At 48.7% G+C, this 16,642-nt stretch carries 17 protein-coding genes and 1 pseudogene; 10 read left to right on the top strand and 8 right to left on the bottom strand.

What is annotated here, in order from left to right:
• The first annotated feature begins 641 nt into the window (after positions 1-641).
• Complete coding sequence (locus tag HJG54_RS27070) at positions 642-1,658, top strand: helix-turn-helix transcriptional regulator (RefSeq protein ID WP_316432326.1); 1,017 nt, start codon at positions 642-644, stop codon at positions 1,656-1,658.
• Positions 1,659-1,858: 200 nt separating this feature from the next.
• Here HJG54_RS27070 and HJG54_RS27065 read toward each other — a convergent pair whose 3' ends face one another.
• Positions 1,859-2,146: a Uma2 family endonuclease gene (locus tag HJG54_RS27065; protein WP_316432325.1), complete on the bottom strand. Its 288-nt coding sequence runs from the start codon at positions 2,144-2,146 to the stop codon at positions 1,859-1,861.
• Between the two features lie 397 nt (positions 2,147-2,543).
• Between HJG54_RS27065 and HJG54_RS27060 the strand changes: the two genes are divergently transcribed.
• From HJG54_RS27060 to HJG54_RS27050, 3 genes are all read left to right on the top strand, one after another.
• The gene (locus HJG54_RS27060) at positions 2,544-5,138 is read left to right on the top strand and encodes a TonB-dependent receptor (protein WP_316432324.1); all 2,595 of its coding nucleotides are present in this window, start codon (positions 2,544-2,546) and stop codon (positions 5,136-5,138) included.
• Between the two features lie 202 nt (positions 5,139-5,340).
• Entirely contained in the window at positions 5,341-6,174 is an 834-nt protein-coding gene (locus HJG54_RS27055) for an iron-siderophore ABC transporter substrate-binding protein (protein WP_316432323.1), read from the top strand.
• Positions 6,175-6,184: 10 nt separating this feature from the next.
• Positions 6,185-6,553: a DUF1636 domain-containing protein gene (locus HJG54_RS27050; RefSeq protein WP_316432322.1), complete on the top strand. Its 369-nt coding sequence runs from the start codon at positions 6,185-6,187 to the stop codon at positions 6,551-6,553.
• 168 nt (positions 6,554-6,721) lie between these two features.
• Here HJG54_RS27050 and HJG54_RS27045 read toward each other — a convergent pair whose 3' ends face one another.
• Together HJG54_RS27045 and HJG54_RS27040 are read right to left on the bottom strand one after the other, a co-directional pair.
• The gene (locus HJG54_RS27045) at positions 6,722-6,982 is read right to left on the bottom strand and encodes a BrnA antitoxin family protein (RefSeq protein WP_316432321.1); all 261 of its coding nucleotides are present in this window, start codon (positions 6,980-6,982) and stop codon (positions 6,722-6,724) included.
• Entirely contained in the window at positions 6,957-7,241 is a 285-nt protein-coding gene (locus tag HJG54_RS27040; protein WP_316432319.1) for a BrnT family toxin, read from the bottom strand. Before HJG54_RS27040 ends, HJG54_RS27045 begins: the two co-directional genes overlap by 26 nt.
• Before the next feature lie 3 nt (positions 7,242-7,244).
• Here HJG54_RS27040 and HJG54_RS27035 point away from each other — a divergent pair, with 3 nt between their 5' ends.
• Positions 7,245-7,457: a DUF1636 family protein gene (locus HJG54_RS27035; protein WP_316432318.1), complete on the top strand. Its 213-nt coding sequence runs from the start codon at positions 7,245-7,247 to the stop codon at positions 7,455-7,457.
• A gap of 41 nt (positions 7,458-7,498) precedes the next feature.
• Here HJG54_RS27035 and HJG54_RS27030 read toward each other — a convergent pair whose 3' ends face one another.
• Positions 7,499-8,209, bottom strand: coding sequence for a Uma2 family endonuclease (locus HJG54_RS27030; protein ID WP_316432317.1), 711 nt, complete (start codon positions 8,207-8,209; stop codon positions 7,499-7,501).
• 38 nt (positions 8,210-8,247) lie between these two features.
• Between HJG54_RS27030 and HJG54_RS27025 the strand changes: the two genes are divergently transcribed.
• Together HJG54_RS27025 and HJG54_RS27020 are read left to right on the top strand one after the other, a co-directional pair.
• A complete protein-coding gene (locus HJG54_RS27025) occupies positions 8,248-10,089 on the top strand; it encodes an ABC transporter ATP-binding protein (RefSeq protein ID WP_316432316.1) in 1,842 nt (613 codons plus the stop codon).
• Between the two features lie 105 nt (positions 10,090-10,194).
• Positions 10,195-12,000: an ABC transporter ATP-binding protein gene (locus HJG54_RS27020; RefSeq protein ID WP_316432314.1), complete on the top strand. Its 1,806-nt coding sequence runs from the start codon at positions 10,195-10,197 to the stop codon at positions 11,998-12,000.
• 98 nt (positions 12,001-12,098) lie between these two features.
• On the opposite strand, the gene HJG54_RS27015 is transcribed toward HJG54_RS27020, so the two are convergent.
• Positions 12,099-12,494: a Fur family transcriptional regulator gene (locus HJG54_RS27015; protein ID WP_316432312.1), complete on the bottom strand. Its 396-nt coding sequence runs from the start codon at positions 12,492-12,494 to the stop codon at positions 12,099-12,101.
• A 162-nt stretch (positions 12,495-12,656) separates the two neighbouring features.
• Here HJG54_RS27015 and hemB point away from each other — a divergent pair, with 162 nt between their 5' ends.
• Positions 12,657-13,622, top strand: coding sequence for a porphobilinogen synthase (gene hemB, locus HJG54_RS27010; protein WP_316435672.1), 966 nt, complete (start codon positions 12,657-12,659; stop codon positions 13,620-13,622).
• A 19-nt stretch (positions 13,623-13,641) separates the two neighbouring features.
• Here hemB and HJG54_RS35600 read toward each other — a convergent pair.
• Positions 13,642-13,785 (bottom strand): annotated as a pseudogene (locus HJG54_RS35600) (ISAzo13-like element transposase-related protein); the annotation flags it as partial.
• A gap of 42 nt (positions 13,786-13,827) precedes the next feature.
• Between HJG54_RS35600 and HJG54_RS27005 the strand changes: the two are divergent.
• Positions 13,828-14,196: a transposase gene (locus HJG54_RS27005; protein WP_316432310.1), complete on the top strand. Its 369-nt coding sequence runs from the start codon at positions 13,828-13,830 to the stop codon at positions 14,194-14,196.
• Between the two features lie 121 nt (positions 14,197-14,317).
• Positions 14,318-14,752 carry a hypothetical protein gene (locus HJG54_RS27000; protein WP_316432309.1) on the top strand — a complete coding sequence of 145 codons (435 nt, stop codon included), beginning with the start codon at positions 14,318-14,320 and terminating at the stop codon, positions 14,750-14,752.
• Between the two features lie 83 nt (positions 14,753-14,835).
• Here HJG54_RS27000 and HJG54_RS26995 read toward each other — a convergent pair whose 3' ends face one another.
• Positions 14,836-14,967, bottom strand: a complete 132-nt coding sequence (locus tag HJG54_RS26995; protein WP_316432308.1) for a hypothetical protein — start codon at positions 14,965-14,967, stop codon at positions 14,836-14,838.
• A 59-nt stretch (positions 14,968-15,026) separates the two neighbouring features.
• A complete protein-coding gene (gene gntK, locus HJG54_RS26990) occupies positions 15,027-16,565 on the bottom strand; it encodes a gluconokinase (protein ID WP_316432307.1) in 1,539 nt (512 codons plus the stop codon).
• Between the last annotated feature and the right edge of the window lie 77 nt (positions 16,566-16,642).

Raw genomic sequence — 16,642 nt, 5'->3', positions numbered from 1 at the left:
CACTGCAATATGCGATGAGAACGACTGAGCAGCTTTGACTTCTAGAAGCATACTACTCTTATTTGAGAGAATAATAATCATTCTCATTTTCTTAAGAAAGAACTTACGTTTAGCCGCAATCGCTGGCCGGGATTGTCTGGCTGGCCGACTCAGCTGGTGTTATTCAACTATCGGTCGTTGGTTGCTGTACTTGCTGTTGCAATTCCGTACTACCTCTTTGGCAGCCGCATTGCGCTAGGAGAACGTGGGAAACAATATGCGAATCAGCGAGTCAAGTGGGGGAATGTTCATATCGAGCTGGAGGTGTTTTGCTCGTTTACGGGGAATCCAGATGGAGACATGCCTGAGGGGCTACTGCACCTTGCGTCAGTGTGTGTCGCGTTGGGTGAGGAAGGCATTATCATTCTCCAACAAGCTAGAGAATCACATTTGGGCAATTTACATTTGGGCAATTTGGTACTTTGTTCACCACTACAATGTCTCCTTACCTATTTAGCATCACCCGTTATTGCATCCTTGAGATTTTTCCTATATTATGCATTAATGAGAATTAATGAGAAACTTTTTTATTTAAGGAGATCGTCAGTTTGATAACTGGACCTTAATCCTTACCTTGATTCTTGATTGATATTGGGAAGCGCATGACCATTACCCTGTGCGGAACAGATTGTCACAAGCTGTTTGAGGAAGCCGAGCGCAGCAGAATTGTTTGTGCTTCGAGTGGATTTGAAGCAACTGTGGAGTATCCCAAGCCGCTTGGGAAAGGATACCGTCGAGAGATGCAATTACGTCCTGGACTGGGTCTATTTATCTTTGATCATGTGGCATCAAGAGATTTACGTATTACATCTTCTGACCGTGAACACTCAATAGAGTTAGGATTCGTGATTGCAGGACAATGGAAATGGAATCACCGTAGCTGGAATGATCATACTTCCCTGAGTCCTGGAACTCATTTTCTGTTTGGCAGTGGGATTTGTCCGGGTGGAACTTCAGAGCATTCAGCCCATGAGCACCGCTTGTTGCTGACGATCGAGTTTGAATCACAGCTACTTGGAACGCTGGTTACGGGTCAACCTGAATTATTGCCTGAATGTTTAGAACCGCTTATTGGCGATGCCAATCGGTTGACTTACTTTTGCACGGGAACGACCACGATCGCCATGCAGTCTGTCTTGCAGCATATTTTGAATTGTCCCTACGAGGGGCTAACAAAACGCATGTACCTCGAAGGCAAAGTTTTAGAATTGATGGCGTTGCAGTTTTCTCAACTGCTGATGGATAAAAAGCCACGTAGCTTGTCGGATACTCGATCGCTGCGATCGGATGAGATCGATCGGATTCACCAGGCTCAAATGCTGCTGGGACAAAATCTGGACAGTCCACCTTCGGTGCTGGATTTGGCGCGGCAGGTGGGGGTGAATCGCCGGAAGCTGAATGAGGGATTTCGTCAGATGCTGGGAACAACTCCGTTTGGATATGTACGCGATCGCCGCCTAGAACAAGCCCGGCAGTTGCTTAGTGATCCAGATATTTCAATCGAGCAAGTTGCGGCAAGGGTGGGCTATGCGAACCGAGGTAACTTTGCTGCTGCCTTTCGCAAGAAGTTTGGTATCAATCCCAAAGCGTTTCAGTTGCAACGACGAAAAGAGATTTAATGAATGACCGATTTATCTAAGCAGTTGCGTTACATCAATCACCACATCAGGAAATGCTAAGGGACTGATGCTGCCCGATATCAGTTCTTGTCGAGATTGATATTTTCCATATCTTTCTCCAGGCTACTGCTGGCATACTCAATCAACCAAAATATATTTTCTGGATAGGGATGGTGACTGCGATAATAATCATCAAGCCGTTAGATGATCGCCAAATCTGGCTCTGGTTCTGAATGATTGGAAAGGGTAATGGGTTTGGCAAATCTGACATGAGCGCGTTGTCCTAGTCGGTGGATCAAAAACTCCCCAGTTCGGCTCGAATCACTGGCATGAGGGGTTCCTTCGGGCGGCATTTCGACAACGACTCTGTTCAATAGCTCAACATGGCAGCCATCCCAGATCCCCGCATCAACCATACGGTGATATTGCTCAAGGGTGATTTTTGCTGGGATGAGTCTGGGTGTCTGTTGCTGCGCTGTTTGAGTCATGGCGATATCTCAAGTCGGCTCAGTAGAGCGAAAATGAGTCCGCTTCGTCCCAAAGCTTGGGTTTGATCCCCCTAAATCCCCCTTAAAAAAGGGGGACTTCAAGCACTTTTGGCTCGGTTCCCCCCTTGCTGTAAGGGGGGTTAGGGGGGATCTCAACAGGATTTACGATCTATCTACTGATGTTGTTTTTGATCCTACTTGATTTTTCACTTAGTCCGCCTGCCTCTACCTTTGGTTGCCTGAGCCGCCTCTTGTTTCAAAAAGTGCCTCCACGGATCAAAAAAGTGTGTCTACAGATCAAAAATGCTAGTCAACCTCTTCATTACCAGGGTAAGCTTCTTGAAAGTCATTCCTAATTAGCTTGATTGAAGTGCTAACCAACTTGGTGTGAGGACGTATGCGGATACAATGGGGCGTTTTGGGGCAGTTGATTGTAGCTCTGCCGAGCTTATTGGTTGTTCAGCCTGTTTGGGCAGAAGAGGAAGGGAAATCGTCATTCGTCACGGGTCATTTGTCATTGGATAATCCCGAAGGACAGATGACGAATGACAACGGACAAATAACGAATGACCAACCTGCTACAACCGTCGAAGAATGGCTTGCCCAAATTGAAGCTTCTTTGGTGCAAATTACGGGAGTACGGGTCGAGACCAGCGAGACAGGTTTGGAGATAGTGCTGGAAACGGCTGAGGGGGAACTCTCAACCCCAGCAACTCAAACGATCGGCAATGCGCTGATCGCAAATATTTCAAATGCGGTGTTGGCTTTACCAGAAGGCGATGAATTTTCTCAAGCGAACCCAGTCGAAGGTGTTGCGCTAGTTTCTGTGACAAGTTTGCCCAATGATCGCGTACGCGTGGCGATTACAGGGACGGATGCACCGCCTACAGCAGAGGTGAGGGCAGAAGCGCAAGGGTTGGTGCTCAGTGTGACTCCGGGAACTGAAACAGATGCCGCACAAGATGAGGATGCGATTCAAGTTGTTGTGACAGGGGAGCAAGAAGACGGATATGCGGTTCCGGATGCGTCAACCGCAACTCGAACAGATACACTACTAAGAGACATTCCTCAATCAATTCAGGTGGTGCCGCGACAAGTTATAGAAGACCAAGCTGTTACCGAGCTACAAGACGCGGTTCGAAATGTCAGTGGAGTAGTTGAAGGAAACACCTTTGGAAATACTGGGGATCGGTTTATCATTCGAGGGTTTCAGCAGGGATTCCAACTCGGTAGTACCTTGCGGGATGGATTTCGAGCCAATGGGAGCTTCAGTGGTGTGCGAGATCTTGCCAATATTGAACGTATAGAAGTTCTTAAGGGTCCAGCTTCTGCGATTTTTGGTGGTGCAATTGAACCAGGCGGACTGATTAATATCATCACCGAACAGCCACTGGAAGAGCCATTTTACTCAGCCGAGCTACAAGCGGGAAGCTTTGGGTTTGTTCGCCCCACCGTTGACTTGTCGGGTCCATTGAACGCAAACCGTACCTTGCTTTATCGATTAAATCTGGCATATGAGCGAGGTGATGGGTTTCGTGACTTTGATCAGGGGGTTGAGCGTATTTTTGTCGCTCCAGTGGTTTTATGGCGAATTGGCGATCGGACTGATTTAACCCTGGAGTTGGAGTATCTCAACGATGAGCGCCCGTTTGATCGAGGGCTGATTGCTGACGGCGACGATGTTGTGGATATTCCGTTTGAGCGCATTTTAGGTGAACCAGACGATATTGTCAGGAATGAAGAATTCTCTATCGGCTATCGGCTGGAGCATCGATTTAGCGAGAACTGGAGAATCCGGAATGCATTTCGGTTTACGGATGCCTATCTACCCAATCAAAGGGCTCAACCGCAGAGTTTTGATGAAAGCACAGGTATATTAACCAGAACCTGGCAAGACCAGGAATATTTCGTCAATGGATATGCCCTACAAACCAATGTTATTGGTGAATTTTCTACTGGTTCAATTGGACATACGCTGCTGTTTGGGGTTGATCTAGAACGGCAGGCATACGATTCTGAAGCATTTGGCACAGATGCCCCTAGCATCAACGTTTTTGATCCAGACTATGGCATTGCGGCTCGTCCCGAACAAGATGAATTTCCAACGGGAGCCGGAATCTTCAACGAACAAATCGATTTGCTGGGAATCTATCTCCAAGATCAAGTTACGCTCCTTGATAACTTGAAATTACTACTGGGTGGTCGATTCGATATTGTAGATCAACGAACTGAATTGGGAGGCAGGTTTGGAGAGAGTGAGTCTCAGCAACAAGATGAAGCATTTACACCACGAATCGGTATTGTTTATCAACCCATTGAGCCATTGTCTCTCTATGCCAGCTTTAGCCAATCGTTTGCACCTAATTCTGGCAGAATGGTTGATAACTCTATTCTTGAACCCGTGAGAGGGACACAATATGAAATTGGCATGAGGGGGGAGTGGTTGGATGGCAGACTCGTCACCAATTTAGCGGCTTACCACTTAACCCGGAGCAATGTGGCTACTACCGACCCAGAGAATTCAGACTTTAGTATTGCAATTGGAGAGCAACGAAGCCAAGGAGTTGAATTCGATGTGATTGGAGAAATTCTTCCTGGTTGGAACGTGATTGCTTCCTATGCCTACACAGATGCTGAGATTACCAGAGACAACAGCCCCCTTGAGGGCAATCGACTGTTTGGCGTACCAGAGAATGCTGCGAGTCTATGGAGCACTTACGAGATTCAGTCTGGCGATTTGCAGGGATTAGGCTTTGGGCTAGGACTATTCTTTATCGGTGAACGTCAGGGAGATGCTGAGAACTCGTTTCAAGTCCCCAGTTATGTTCGCACGGATGCCAGCCTTTTTTATCGTAGAGATAATTGGCGAGCAGCAATCAATGTTAAAAATTTGTTTGATGTGGATTACATTGAGTCTGTTCCCAATTTTAGAACAGCGATTAACCCCGGTTCACCGCTTACGGTGCTAGCAACAGTATCAGTGGAGTTTTAGTGGTGTGAAGGATAAACTGCGTCAAGTATGGAAAAGTTGCAATCATTCTCTAAGCTTTTGGAGAAGGTTCTCTCTCGGTTTGTTTATCCTCACAGCGTTCACCGTTTGCCTCATCTCAGCTTGCATTCATCAATCATCTCTCAATTCCCCGTCTTCAACCTTGTCAGTCACTTCATCAGACTGCCGAGTGATTCAGCATTCAATGGGTGAAACTTGCGTCCCCCACCATCCGCAACGGGTTGTCAGTCTTAGTGATGCGGCCAATACAGTAGCGTTAGGGGTTAAACCGATTGCAGGAGTTTTTTCCGGCGAATCTGAATCTCTGCTTGGAGAACGTCTCACAGGTATCGAGCAACTACCGGGAGTGGAACCCAGTCTAGAAACCATTGTTGCCCTAAAGCCTGATTTAATTCTGGCTGCTTCATACCATCAAGCCATCTACAACCAACTGACCCAGATTGCGCCAACAGTTTTGGCAAGTTGGGAAACTGGTTCAGATTGGAAGAATGTCTTTTTCCAACAGGCTGAAGCATTAGGACGAGTTGACCAAGCTCAGCAATTGATGACTGATTATGAAACTAGATTAGTGCAGTTTAAGTCTGAAATGGGACTTGATAAAACGCTTTCAGCAGAGAAGCGCTTGAATCAAATTAAAGTTTCAGTGGTTCGTATTTATCCAGAAGCGATCGCGATATATTTCAAAGATTCATTCTGTGGCAGCATTTTAGAAGATGCCGGATTGTCTCGTCCACCTGCTCAAGACAGAGAGTGGAATGGTCAGCAGCGACTTAGTAAAGAACGTATTCGCGACCTGGATGCAGATGTGATGTTTTTGTGGACGTATGGATATAACGCTGAAACTGCTCAACAAGTAAATACCACGCTAGAAAAGCTGAAAGCTGATCCACTCTGGTCACAACTAAAGGTTGTTCAAGAAGGCAAGGTTTATGAAGTACCGAGTTACTGGATTGGCGATAGTATTCTGGCTGCCAATGCTGTGTTAGATGATTTGTTCAGATATCTAGTAAAGGAGTAGTGAAATATTCATGTCAAAGCACGTCTTATTTATCTGTAAATCTTGTAACTCTATTCATTCAAAAGAGATTGACTACGAAAAAGCTGAAGGTACTGTTTTGCTCAATCAGTTGCTCGATCTGCATCAACATTGGTTCGATCGAGACGAGTTAGAAATTCGTGCAGTAGGGTGTTTGTGGACTTGCTCCCGTCCTTGTTCAGTAGCCTTTTCTGCCCCAGACAAAGCCACTTATCTCTTCACCAACGTCCCCGCCACCGCAGCAGAAGCCCTGCTGCAATTTGGTCAACTCTACCTCACCAGCAAAGAGGGTGACATTCCCTGGAAACAGTTCCCTGAAGTGCTGCAATCTACAGAGGTTGCCAAAATTCCATCGGCATAGAGCCGGATGAGGGCCATACTATGACTAGCGTTCAACATAGGGGAAAGGTTTCAAGATGAAAACCATCGAGACGATCGCTACCGTCAATCATGAGGGAAAACTAACGATTGAATTAGCTCAGATTTGCTACCGAGAACGCATCGCGCAGGAGTGGTGATTGATGAAGCATTATTCCTTACTTAGTTTTATTTGATGTTCAACATAGGATCTGAGAACCGAATTGATTAGAGACTGATATCCTTTGCCTTGCCCCTTGAACCAATCTAAAACATCATTATCAAGACGCAAAGAAACCGCTTTCTTCGGTTTTGGTCGAACCATTTGAGCTTCTTTCCAAAAATTTTCATCTAATTCTGGAATGTCAGATAGATTGATTTCCGAATCAGGAATTGATTGCAGTTCTTCAAGTCTCTCTGGTGAGATAGTCATAATAGTCTTTCCGCTCCTTTCGTGTGGCAAGTCGAGCTGAAATAATCCGAATCACATCATTTCTTTCAGTATGAATGACAACAATAATTACAACTCCTTGAATCGCTCCAATGCTAATTTCTCGTACCTCACCATAATCAAAGCGGTCGTCAAATCGGGTGAAAACGATCCCATCGAAAATAGCCTGAGCTTCTTCAAAGCTAATCCCATGCTTCTTAAGGTTTTGTCTGTTTTTATGCTCATCCCATTCAAAAAACATCAAGTGTATACACATATTGTATATACATTTAGTATAGATCTGTTCAGCTTCAAAGGCAATGGACAAAGCCATCTGCCTCTTCACCAAAGTTCCCTAGAAGCCCTGCTGCAATTTGGTCAACTCTACCTCACCAGCAAAGACGGCAATATTCCCTGGAAACAATTTCCTGAAGTGCTGCAAGTCACAGAGATCGCCAAAATTCCATCGGTGAGTTAAGCGGGAAAGAGCGAAGACTATCCCAATTTGCCATACTCAGCTTATTGACCTTGCTGCTGTTGACGAATTGCATCGCGGAATTCCATCACGGCATCAAACTGTTCCTCTGGTCTAACACATCTAGCCAGCAACTCCATATCCAACTTTGGCAATAATTCACTGCTTACAACTGGTTCGTAATGGTCAGCACGTAAATGATAAATCTGAAAAGCTCCATTTTCCCAAAACCAAACTTCAACCACCTGCAAGCCATGATAAATCTCTAGTTTGTCAACCGTTCCGCTGCTCAGCACAACTTCAATGGCAATATCAGGAAACTCTTTTTTATGCTCCAGGCAATAACATTCATCGGGTTCCAATCCTCGTTGCTTAGCCGCCTTGCGAAACGTTGCTGAACCCATCCCATGAAACCGAGTGCGAGTCTCTTGAAAATAAGCTTCTATGAGCAATCCAATCATTGTCTTAATCTCCTCATGTTCTGGAGATGTTGCCATAATTTCCAAAATTCCTTCCAGATAACTCAAGCGCAGATTCGGAAAGTCATTGCCCAATGTTGCCAGCAAAATCTCGTATTGCTGCCAGCTTACGCCTTCTAAAACTACACGCTGTTCTGACGGTAAGGGATGCGCTAAAACCTGGGGTGCCATAAGCGTTGAGCGATTCAAAGAGTTATAAGCTTTTATTCTACATCCTGCAATAAGGAGAATTGAAGCCTTCAAACCAATTCGATGCGTTTGAAAATCCTGCTGCAAAGTAGCCTTGTTTCAATCTGGAGAATGCTGTCTCAGCCATGAACATCCCTCTCAAAAAGTATGGTGATCTGCTAGCGAATTATCTCAAGCCCCAGAAAGGTCGCGTTGCTTGGCTGGCGATTGCCCTCCTTAGCAGCATTGGCTTGCAACTAGTCAATCCCCAAATCCTTGGCTACTTCATCAACACCGCCGTCACCCGCGGTGCTTCACCTACTTTGTTGAACGCTGCACTTCTGTTTATCGCTGTGGCGTTCGTCACGCAGATTTTTGCTGTCACCGCTACGTACCTGGGTGAACAGGTGGCTTGGAGCGCAACCAATGCCCTGCGGGTTGACCTGGTTGAGCACTGCCTCAACCTTGACCTGTCCTTCCATAAATCGCACACGCCTGGGGAACTGGTCGAGCGGGTAGACGGGGATGTCCATACACTCTCGCGGTTTTTCTCCCAATTCACCCTGCATGTCTTGGGGAATCTGATTCTGCTCGTTGGCATCCTGGTCGTTCTTTTTTTCGAGGATTGGCGAGCCGGGGTTTGCCTCAGCGGGTTTGCCCTCATGTCTTTAGTCATTCTGTTGCGTCTGCGCGGCTCCGCTATTCCCCCTTGGGCCAACTATCGCCAGATCAGCGCCGAGTTTTTCGGCTTCTTGGGCGAACACCTGGCGGGGACGGAAGACCTGCGAGCCAACGGAGCCATCAGCTACGTGATGCGTCGCTTCTACCAGATTTTGCAACGCTGGCTCCCGGTTTTTCATCAAGCTCGCTTTGCGACTATCACCCTAGTGCTAACCTCGATGGGCTTGTTCAGTCTCGGCAATGTCATCGCCTTAGCAGTGGGTGCCGTCCTCTGGCAGCAGAACGCGATTACGATTGGCACCGTCTATCTGATTTTTTACTACACCAACCTGCTCAACCAACCGATTGAACGCATTCGCGAAGAATTAGGAAATTTACAGCAGGCAGAAGCCAGTATTCTACGCATCCAGGAACTCTTGCAGACCCGCTCGCCCCTCGGTTCCGGTGGCAATTACCCCCTGCCGGAGGGTGCTCTCTCTGTCAGCTTTAAGAATGTCTCGTTTCGCTATGAGTCGTCATTGGTCACTGGTCATACTGCTACGCGGACCCAGGCTCCATCAATGGCACAGTCCCAAGCCCAGCCTCAAACGACCAAGGACTTCCTCCCCTGGACGCTACAAACTATCTCCTTCCACCTTCTCGCAGGACAGGTCTTAGGCATCCTCGGACGCACAGGGAGTGGAAAAACCACAATCGCCCGACTGCTGCTGCGACTCTACGACCCGCAAATCGGCACAATTCATCTAGGAAACGTTGAACTTCCCCAAACTCCCTTAACCCACCTCTGCCAACGGGTTGGATTAGTCACCCAAGATGTCCAACTCTTTCAAACTACCGTTCGCAATAACTTAACCTTCTTCGATCCCAGGATTAGCGACGAACGGATTCTCGATGTCCTGAACCTACTGGGACTCTGGCAATGGCTTTACTCATTGCCAGATGGATTAGACACCCAACTGCAACCAGACAGTGGTGGACTTTCTGCGGGGCAGGCCCAGCTACTGGCCTTTGCGCGCATCTTCCTCAAAGACCCCGGTTTAGTGATTTTGGATGAAGCCTCCTCTCGCCTTGATCCTGTCACCGAAACGTGGATTGAGCATGCCGTAGATAAACTGCTCGAAGGGCGCACTGGCGTGATTATTGCCCATCGCCTCTCCACCGTGCAACGCGCCGATCAAATTCTGATTCTAGACCACGGTCGCATTGTAGAGTATGGCGATCGTGAGACCCTAGCCCATGCCCCCAACTCTCGCTTTGCTCAACTGTTGAAGACAGGTTTCACTTCCTCGACCACCGATCACCAATGACGAATGACCAATAACTCAAAACTCCCCATCTGGCCCCTGTTATGGCAGCTTATCTACTACACGCCGAAGCTGTATCTTGTTGACAGCTTTTTTTGGATCTTGTTCATGAGCTTGCCTGGAGTCACTGGATTAATCATCCGAGCCTTTTTCGACCAGCTCGCCGGTCATTCAACCCTTGGTTTGTCCCTTTGGGGCCTCATGGCGCTGCTCGTTGCCACCGACTTAGGGAATTTGGCTGTGCTGTTTCTCGCTACCTTCACCAAAACACAGCATCGCTTCACCATGCGAGCCTTGCTCCAGCATAATCTTTTCGTGCATTTGCTCAATCGTCCGGGTGCTTTACCAGTGATGACCTCAGCAGAGTCTGTAGCAACCGTTTCCGCAGGGGAAGCGATCAGCTATTTCCGCGATGATGCCGACCTGATCCAAGACACGATTGCCACTATCTCAGAAGTAATTGGCGCGGGAGTTTTGGCGATTGGCGCACTCGCCCTTCTGCTGAGCATCAATGCCAGGATGACCCTGCTGGCCTTCCTGCCCCTAGCGGTGATGGTGGTGATGGTGGAACAAGCGCAAAAGCGCATTAAGCAGTATCGGCAAGCTAGTCGCCATGCTACCGAACAGGTCACTGGTTTCATCGGCGAGATATTTAGTGCCGTGCAAGCGATTAAAGTGGCCGGAGCGCAAAATCAAGTGCTCAGCTATTTTCAACAGGTGAACGAGCAACGCCGCCAGCGGATGGTTCAAGACCAGTTGTTTACAGCCATGCTGAAGTCAGCCTTTGAGAATCTCTACAGCATTGGTACAGGGTTGATTTTGCTGGTGGCGGCCCAGTTCATGCAGTCCGGGGCCGGCAGCCTCTCTGTAGGGGACTTTGCTGTGTTTGTTTTCTACCTTCCCTATGTCACGTACTTTTTAGAATTTTTGGGCGACTTTCTGGCCCAAATCCAGCAAACAGAGGTTTCCTTTGAACGGATGGCGGCACTGCTCTCAGGTGCAGAGGCAACCCACTCAACGCGTCCCTCCCAAACAACTCGACCCCTCAATCCCCAGGTTGATGCTCTGGTCGCACACACTCCCCTTTACCTCAATGATCTTTGGGGTCACCGACCCGAATTGCCGCCGGTAGACCAACCCCACTGGGATGAGCACACCCCTTTGCATGAGCTGAGTGCCCATAACCTGACTTACGCTTATGCCGATACGGGTCAAGGGATCAGTGGCGTCAACCTGACACTCAGGCGAGGGAGTTTAACGGTGATTACCGGTCCAGTTGGTTCTGGCAAAACTACCCTATTGCGTGTGTTGCTAGGATTATTGCCGATGCAGGCAGGCGCAATTTATTGGAATGGTGACAAAGTGAATGACCCCGCTAATTTCTTTGTTCCTCCCCGCAGTGCCTATACCCCACAAGCCCCAAAACTGTTTAGTGATTCGTTGCGGGGCAATTTGCTGCTGGGACTAGAGCCAGATGAGCCTATCCTCGCACAGGCCATCACAACGGCAGTGTTTGACCCCGATGTGGCAACTATGCCGGAGGGATTAGAAACCAGAATTGGTCCTAGAGGCGTGCGGCTCTCAGGCGGACAAGTACAGCGGACAGCCGCGGCTCGCATGTTGGTGCGTCAACCGGAGTTACTCGTCTTTGATGACCTTTCCAGTGGGCTTGATCTAGAAACCGAACGCCAGCTCTGGTCCCGCCTCTTTCCCACTCCTCCATCCCATGACTCCGCAGCCGCCGGTTCTTCCCCATCCTCTCTCGCTTACACTCCCACCTGTCTTGTTGTCTCCCATCGTCGCATGGTGCTAGAGCGAGCCGATCAAATCCTTGTTCTCAGGAATGGTCGAATCGTTGCGCAAGGAACCTTTGCAGCGTTGCAAGCCACCTGTGTTGAGCTGCAAATGCTGTGAATGTAGCGATCCCATAAATTGTGACCAGTTGGATCAGCCTGTCATTCTTTGAGCTGATTCTTTGAGAAACTTAGCGTCACAAACAGTGCAGCATCACGTTATTCAATTAGTTGATTGCAAGGTTCACACAAACCAAAGAATTCCAGAGTGTGATAGTAGATTTTGAATGGCATTGAGGACTGCAACTGCGCTGCTAATTCCTGAATGGGGCAATGATCGAGAGGAAACGACTGACCACAGTGCAGGCAAGTTAAGTAGTGCTGGTCATGATCTACCGGGCTGTAGAGTGATTCTCCACTGGCCCCGACTCGGCTCTGGGCAAGTCCTCGTAGTCTTAAAATTTCTAGTGCCCGATATACCGTTGCTAGCCCGATCCCCTGTCGTTCACGTAGTAAACTGTACAACTCCTGAGCCGAAATAGGATGGGCCTGCTGATTCAAAACATCTAGCACGGCCTGCTGATTTCGAGTCAAGCGTACTGGTATCAAGGGCATCGTACTGTTTTGAGTAAGAGAATCCTTTTTCACGGCAAATGCGGTATTATAGGCAAATGATAATCATTCTCATTATATTCTATGTCACCGGCTGAATCTTCTACCCTTGAGTCCCAATCCTCGCAGGCTGAATCTGTCCCTCCCGAATCCTCAGTGCCTTCAATGGTGCAGCGGCCTCGGCGGTTGCGTCGAACCGAAACGCTGCGTCGGATGGTGCGGGAAAACACACTGCGGGTCGAGGATCTGATCTATCCCCTGTTTGTGATGGAAGGCGAAGGACATCGCGAGGAAGTGCCATCCATGCCAGGGTGCTATCGCTACACGCTGGATTTACTGTTGGAGGAAGTACAAACTGCCTATCAGTTGGGAATTGGTGCCATTGCCCTGTTTCCCCTGATTCCCTATGAACAAAAGGATAACGCCGGCACCGAGAGCTACAATCCGGATGGTCTGATTCCTCGGACCGTGCGAGCTATCAAACAAGCGGTTCCCAGTATTTTAGTGATCACTGATGTTGCCCTCGACCCCTACAGCAGCGAAGGTCACGACGGCATTGTCCAGGATGGCAAAATTCTCAACGACGAGACAGTAGCAGTACTGGTCAAACAGGCGTTAGCGCAGGCCGCAGCCGGAGCCGATTTTGTTGCGCCTTCAGACATGATGGACGGTCGGGTCGGGGCAATTCGTCGGGCTTTGGATGCCGAAGGTTGGATCAATGTGGGAATCCTTGCCTATTCAGCCAAATATGCTTCTGCTTATTACGGCCCGTTCCGCGATGCCCTCGATTCGGCTCCTAAGTTTGGCGACAAAAAAACCTATCAGATGGATGCCGCGAACGCTAGAGAAGCGATCAAGGAAGTAGATCTGGATATTGCCGAGGGAGCAGACATTGTCATGGTCAAACCGGCGCTGGCCTATCTGGATATCATTTACCGGGTGAAACAGCATACGCATCTGCCGGTAGCTGCCTATAACGTCAGTGGAGAATACGCCATGATCAAGGCCGCTGCATCGCAGGGGTGGATTGATGAGAAAAAGGTGATTCTGGAAACGTTGACAAGTATGAAACGAGCCGGAGCTGATTTAATTCTGACCTATTTTGCCAAAGATGTAGCGTTGATGTTGTAGTGATAGGAATAGAGAATGTGTCTCGCCCGTCGCGATGAGTGAGTTTGAGTGCCGCCATTTCCTCGTCTGAGACTTTAACTTTAGTTGGATAACTGCCCTTGAGTTGGTTGGCTTTGACCGTTAACCCGTTTTGGGTTGTTGTGCCTCGAATTAGAGCCGTCATCCGATACCTTGTTCTAACTCCTCCTCCCACTCACATGGGCAAGTGCGGGTTCAAGTTAAAAAAAGTCAGTGGACAACGTTGATCATCATTGATTCGCAAGCAGTGAAGAATACCTGTAACGTCAGTGTAGTCTCCAAGGGATTCTGCTCATACAAAGCAACCAATGGGATCAAGCGGCATTTGGCAGTGGACAGTTTAGGGTTTCCCTTCTTTACTCACTGCACTCGTGCCAATATCTCAGATGAGCAAGGGCTGATTGAAATGCTGCTCAAGCATATGGATTACTTTCAGCAGAAACCTGTAACCCTGCCCAAGACGACAATTCTGCTGGACCATGGGTATCATCCAGAGAAGATTCAAAAGGCTATTGTCGGTCCTGCCAATACTTCATCGGGGCAGGAAACTCGATAGTATCATCCAACGTCTTGTGCTAGAAATCCATTACAAACGGTGTACGTATAGTCCTAAAAAGGATACTTACTTCACAACCAACAGTAAGGGAAAATATACTTAGTCGTTGTAGAGAAGACATATGAGCCGTCTTTACTTCTTAGCTACAGGCTGCGGAATCTTTGTTGTTACCAGTTTACTGTTAGTTGGTTGGGCATTGGGTGTATCCATTGGGCAGTCGCCGCGTGAAGTAACTGAACAAATGATAGGCGTAACCCTTCCAAAAGATGTCAGGCCAGAGGTTCGGTTTGAAGGGCTACTCGGCTCTGTTCCAATCAATGTTGAGTATGAAGCCCATGTGCGTTTTTTAATGTCATCAGACGACCTTGAGGCATTTGTAAATCGTCTAGGTTGTCCGTATCCAACAAAAGAAAATAGGTATGAATGTAATTTGACATACTGGCAAAGTTCTGGCGGGCATCCGCCAACTAATGGAACGGCAGAGTCTCGCCTCTTCCAATTTAAATTGCGTGAAGACAATACTGTACTGGTTCAGATGCGCTTACTGTCTACATAGTAGCGTCTAGGAGGTGGTGAGTAATGCCAGTGGCGAAGGTCTATTTGTGCGCAATCCAGCTAACACCGTTGCAGCGGACGGTATCAAGAGCTTGGCGGTAGTTCAACGGTCATCAGTCGCTGCTGAACATGATCGTTAGCACTCCATGCGCTGAAGCACCGTTCTGCCAGGGCTGCTACCTGAATCCCAAAGAGGGCATTGACTGCTAGTTTCATTGCCATGCCCTTACTACACCTATGTGATGAATTGCACACTCGCGATAAAACAGGTTAGATCACTGCATCCGGTGTAGCTCTGCTTGCAGATTGGCAATGGTCTGATAGTGAGAGCGGAACTGGTCTAGCAGTTTGGTATAGAGCGGCATGATTTTCTGATAGATAGCAGCATCGGCTGGATTAGGCTGATGTTGATGGGTTGCGCCGATCATGATTGGACTGGCGTCGAGGTTATCGATTTGCTTGAGGGCATAAAGGCCCAAAATTGCGGCACCGAGGCAAGAACTCTCGTGTTGTTTGGGAATGGTAATTGGCTGATTAAACACATCGGCCATCATTTGCCGCCAGAGCAATGAGCGCGCAAATCCGCCAGTTGCCTGAATTTGCTTGGTTTTTCCGGTAAAGTCTTCTACGGCTCGCAACACCACCAGCAGGTTAAACAGAATCCCCTCCAGGACAGCTCGAGCCAAGTGCGCCTTGCCGTGGTTGATCGTTAAGCCAAAGAAGGAGCCACGCGCATTGGCATCCCAGAGGGGCGCTCGTTCCCCTAGCAAATAAGGATGGAAAATCAGACCATCGGCACCGGGGGGAACTGTCGCAGCCAAATCCGCCAGCAGCTCGTAGGGATCTTCCCCCAACCGATGGGCTACCATGATTTCGGCATCGCCAAACTGATCGCGCAGCCAGCGCAGAATAATCCCACCGTTATTCACCGCACCACCGACTACCCAATGCTGTTCGGTCAAGGCATAGCAAAACAATCGCTCCTGTGGATCGGTCACGGGACGATCTACTACCGCTCGAATGGCTCCACTCGTGCCAATCGTGGTTGCTACCACCCCAGGCTGCATCGCCCCCACCCCTAAGTTCGACAGCACCCCATCACTGGCTCCCACTACCACCGGTGTGTCTGGTGCAAGTCCCATCAGTCGAGCAAACTCAGCCGCCATTGGCTGCAAGACATAGGTCGTGGGGACCAGTTCCGGCAACTGCTCTGCCCGAATCCCAGCGACTTCTAGGGCAGCCTCATCCCACTGCAAGCGTTCCAGGTTCAATAGCCCTGTGGCGGAGGCAATCGAGTGATCCATGACATAGCGCTGAAACAAGTGGTGCAGCACATAGTCTTTGATGGAAATAAACTTGGCAGCCTGCTGGAAGATCTGCGGTTGCTCGTGGCGTAACCACAGCAGTTTCACCAAAGGCGACATTGGGTGAATCGGCGTGCCGGTGCGCCGGTAGATCTGATGCCCCTGATGCTTTTGCTTGATCACGTCGGCCCAAGCCGCACTGCGGTTATCAGCCCAGGTGATGCTTTTGGTTAGCGGGTCGCCATCGGCATCCACGGCAATCAGGCTATGCATGGCGCTACTCAAAGACAGACACAGCACTTCGTCGGATTGAATTTGCTTCGTCACCTGTCCTACAGTTCGCAGCACTGCCTGCAATATTTCCTCTGGATCTTGCTCTGCCGTATCTGGATCAGGGCTGTAGAGCGGGTACTCCAGCAGAGATGTGTTAACCACCTCGCCACTCAGGGTAAACAGCACCGATTTGGTGCTCGTTGTGCCGATATCCGTGCCAATCACATAGCGCTTCATAAAATTAATGCTGCCGTTGAAGCTGAAGTTAATGGTTGTTGAATATTGTAGTTAAAGTCAGAATTCAAGTCAGGTTT

The organism is Leptolyngbya sp. NK1-12, from assembly GCF_032598965.1.
Lineage (GTDB): Bacteria > Cyanobacteriota > Cyanobacteriia > Elainellales > Elainellaceae > Elainella.
The sequence above is the reverse complement of the archived record's forward strand: the minus strand, read 5'-3'. Positions and strand labels throughout refer to the sequence as shown.

Bases quoted from the DNA above. Each gene is read 5' to 3' on its own strand.
- HJG54_RS27040 (WP_316432319.1), bottom strand. From the start codon at position 7,241: ATGTTTTTTGAATGGGATGAGCATAAAAACAGACAAAACCTTAAGAAG.
- HJG54_RS27015 (WP_316432312.1), bottom strand. From the start codon at position 12,494: ATGCCCTTGATACCAGTACGCTTGACTCGAAATCAGCAGGCCGTGCTA.
- hemB (WP_316435672.1), top strand. From the start codon at position 12,657: ATGGTGCAGCGGCCTCGGCGGTTGCGTCGAACCGAAACGCTGCGTCGG.
- HJG54_RS27050 (WP_316432322.1), top strand. From the start codon at position 6,185: ATGTCAAAGCACGTCTTATTTATCTGTAAATCTTGTAACTCTATTCAT.
- HJG54_RS27060 (WP_316432324.1), top strand. From the start codon at position 2,544: ATGCGGATACAATGGGGCGTTTTGGGGCAGTTGATTGTAGCTCTGCCG.
- HJG54_RS27055 (WP_316432323.1), top strand. From the start codon at position 5,341: ATGGGTGAAACTTGCGTCCCCCACCATCCGCAACGGGTTGTCAGTCTT.
- HJG54_RS27025 (WP_316432316.1), top strand. From the start codon at position 8,248: ATGAACATCCCTCTCAAAAAGTATGGTGATCTGCTAGCGAATTATCTC.
- HJG54_RS27045 (WP_316432321.1), bottom strand. From the start codon at position 6,982: ATGACTATCTCACCAGAGAGACTTGAAGAACTGCAATCAATTCCTGAT.
- HJG54_RS27065 (WP_316432325.1), bottom strand. From the start codon at position 2,146: ATGACTCAAACAGCGCAGCAACAGACACCCAGACTCATCCCAGCAAAA.
- gntK (WP_316432307.1), bottom strand. From the start codon at position 16,565: ATGAAGCGCTATGTGATTGGCACGGATATCGGCACAACGAGCACCAAA.
- HJG54_RS27070 (WP_316432326.1), top strand. From the start codon at position 642: ATGACCATTACCCTGTGCGGAACAGATTGTCACAAGCTGTTTGAGGAA.
- HJG54_RS26995 (WP_316432308.1), bottom strand. From the start codon at position 14,967: ATGAAACTAGCAGTCAATGCCCTCTTTGGGATTCAGGTAGCAGCCCTG.
- HJG54_RS27000 (WP_316432309.1), top strand. From the start codon at position 14,318: ATGAGCCGTCTTTACTTCTTAGCTACAGGCTGCGGAATCTTTGTTGTT.
- HJG54_RS27020 (WP_316432314.1), top strand. From the start codon at position 10,195: ATGAGCTTGCCTGGAGTCACTGGATTAATCATCCGAGCCTTTTTCGAC.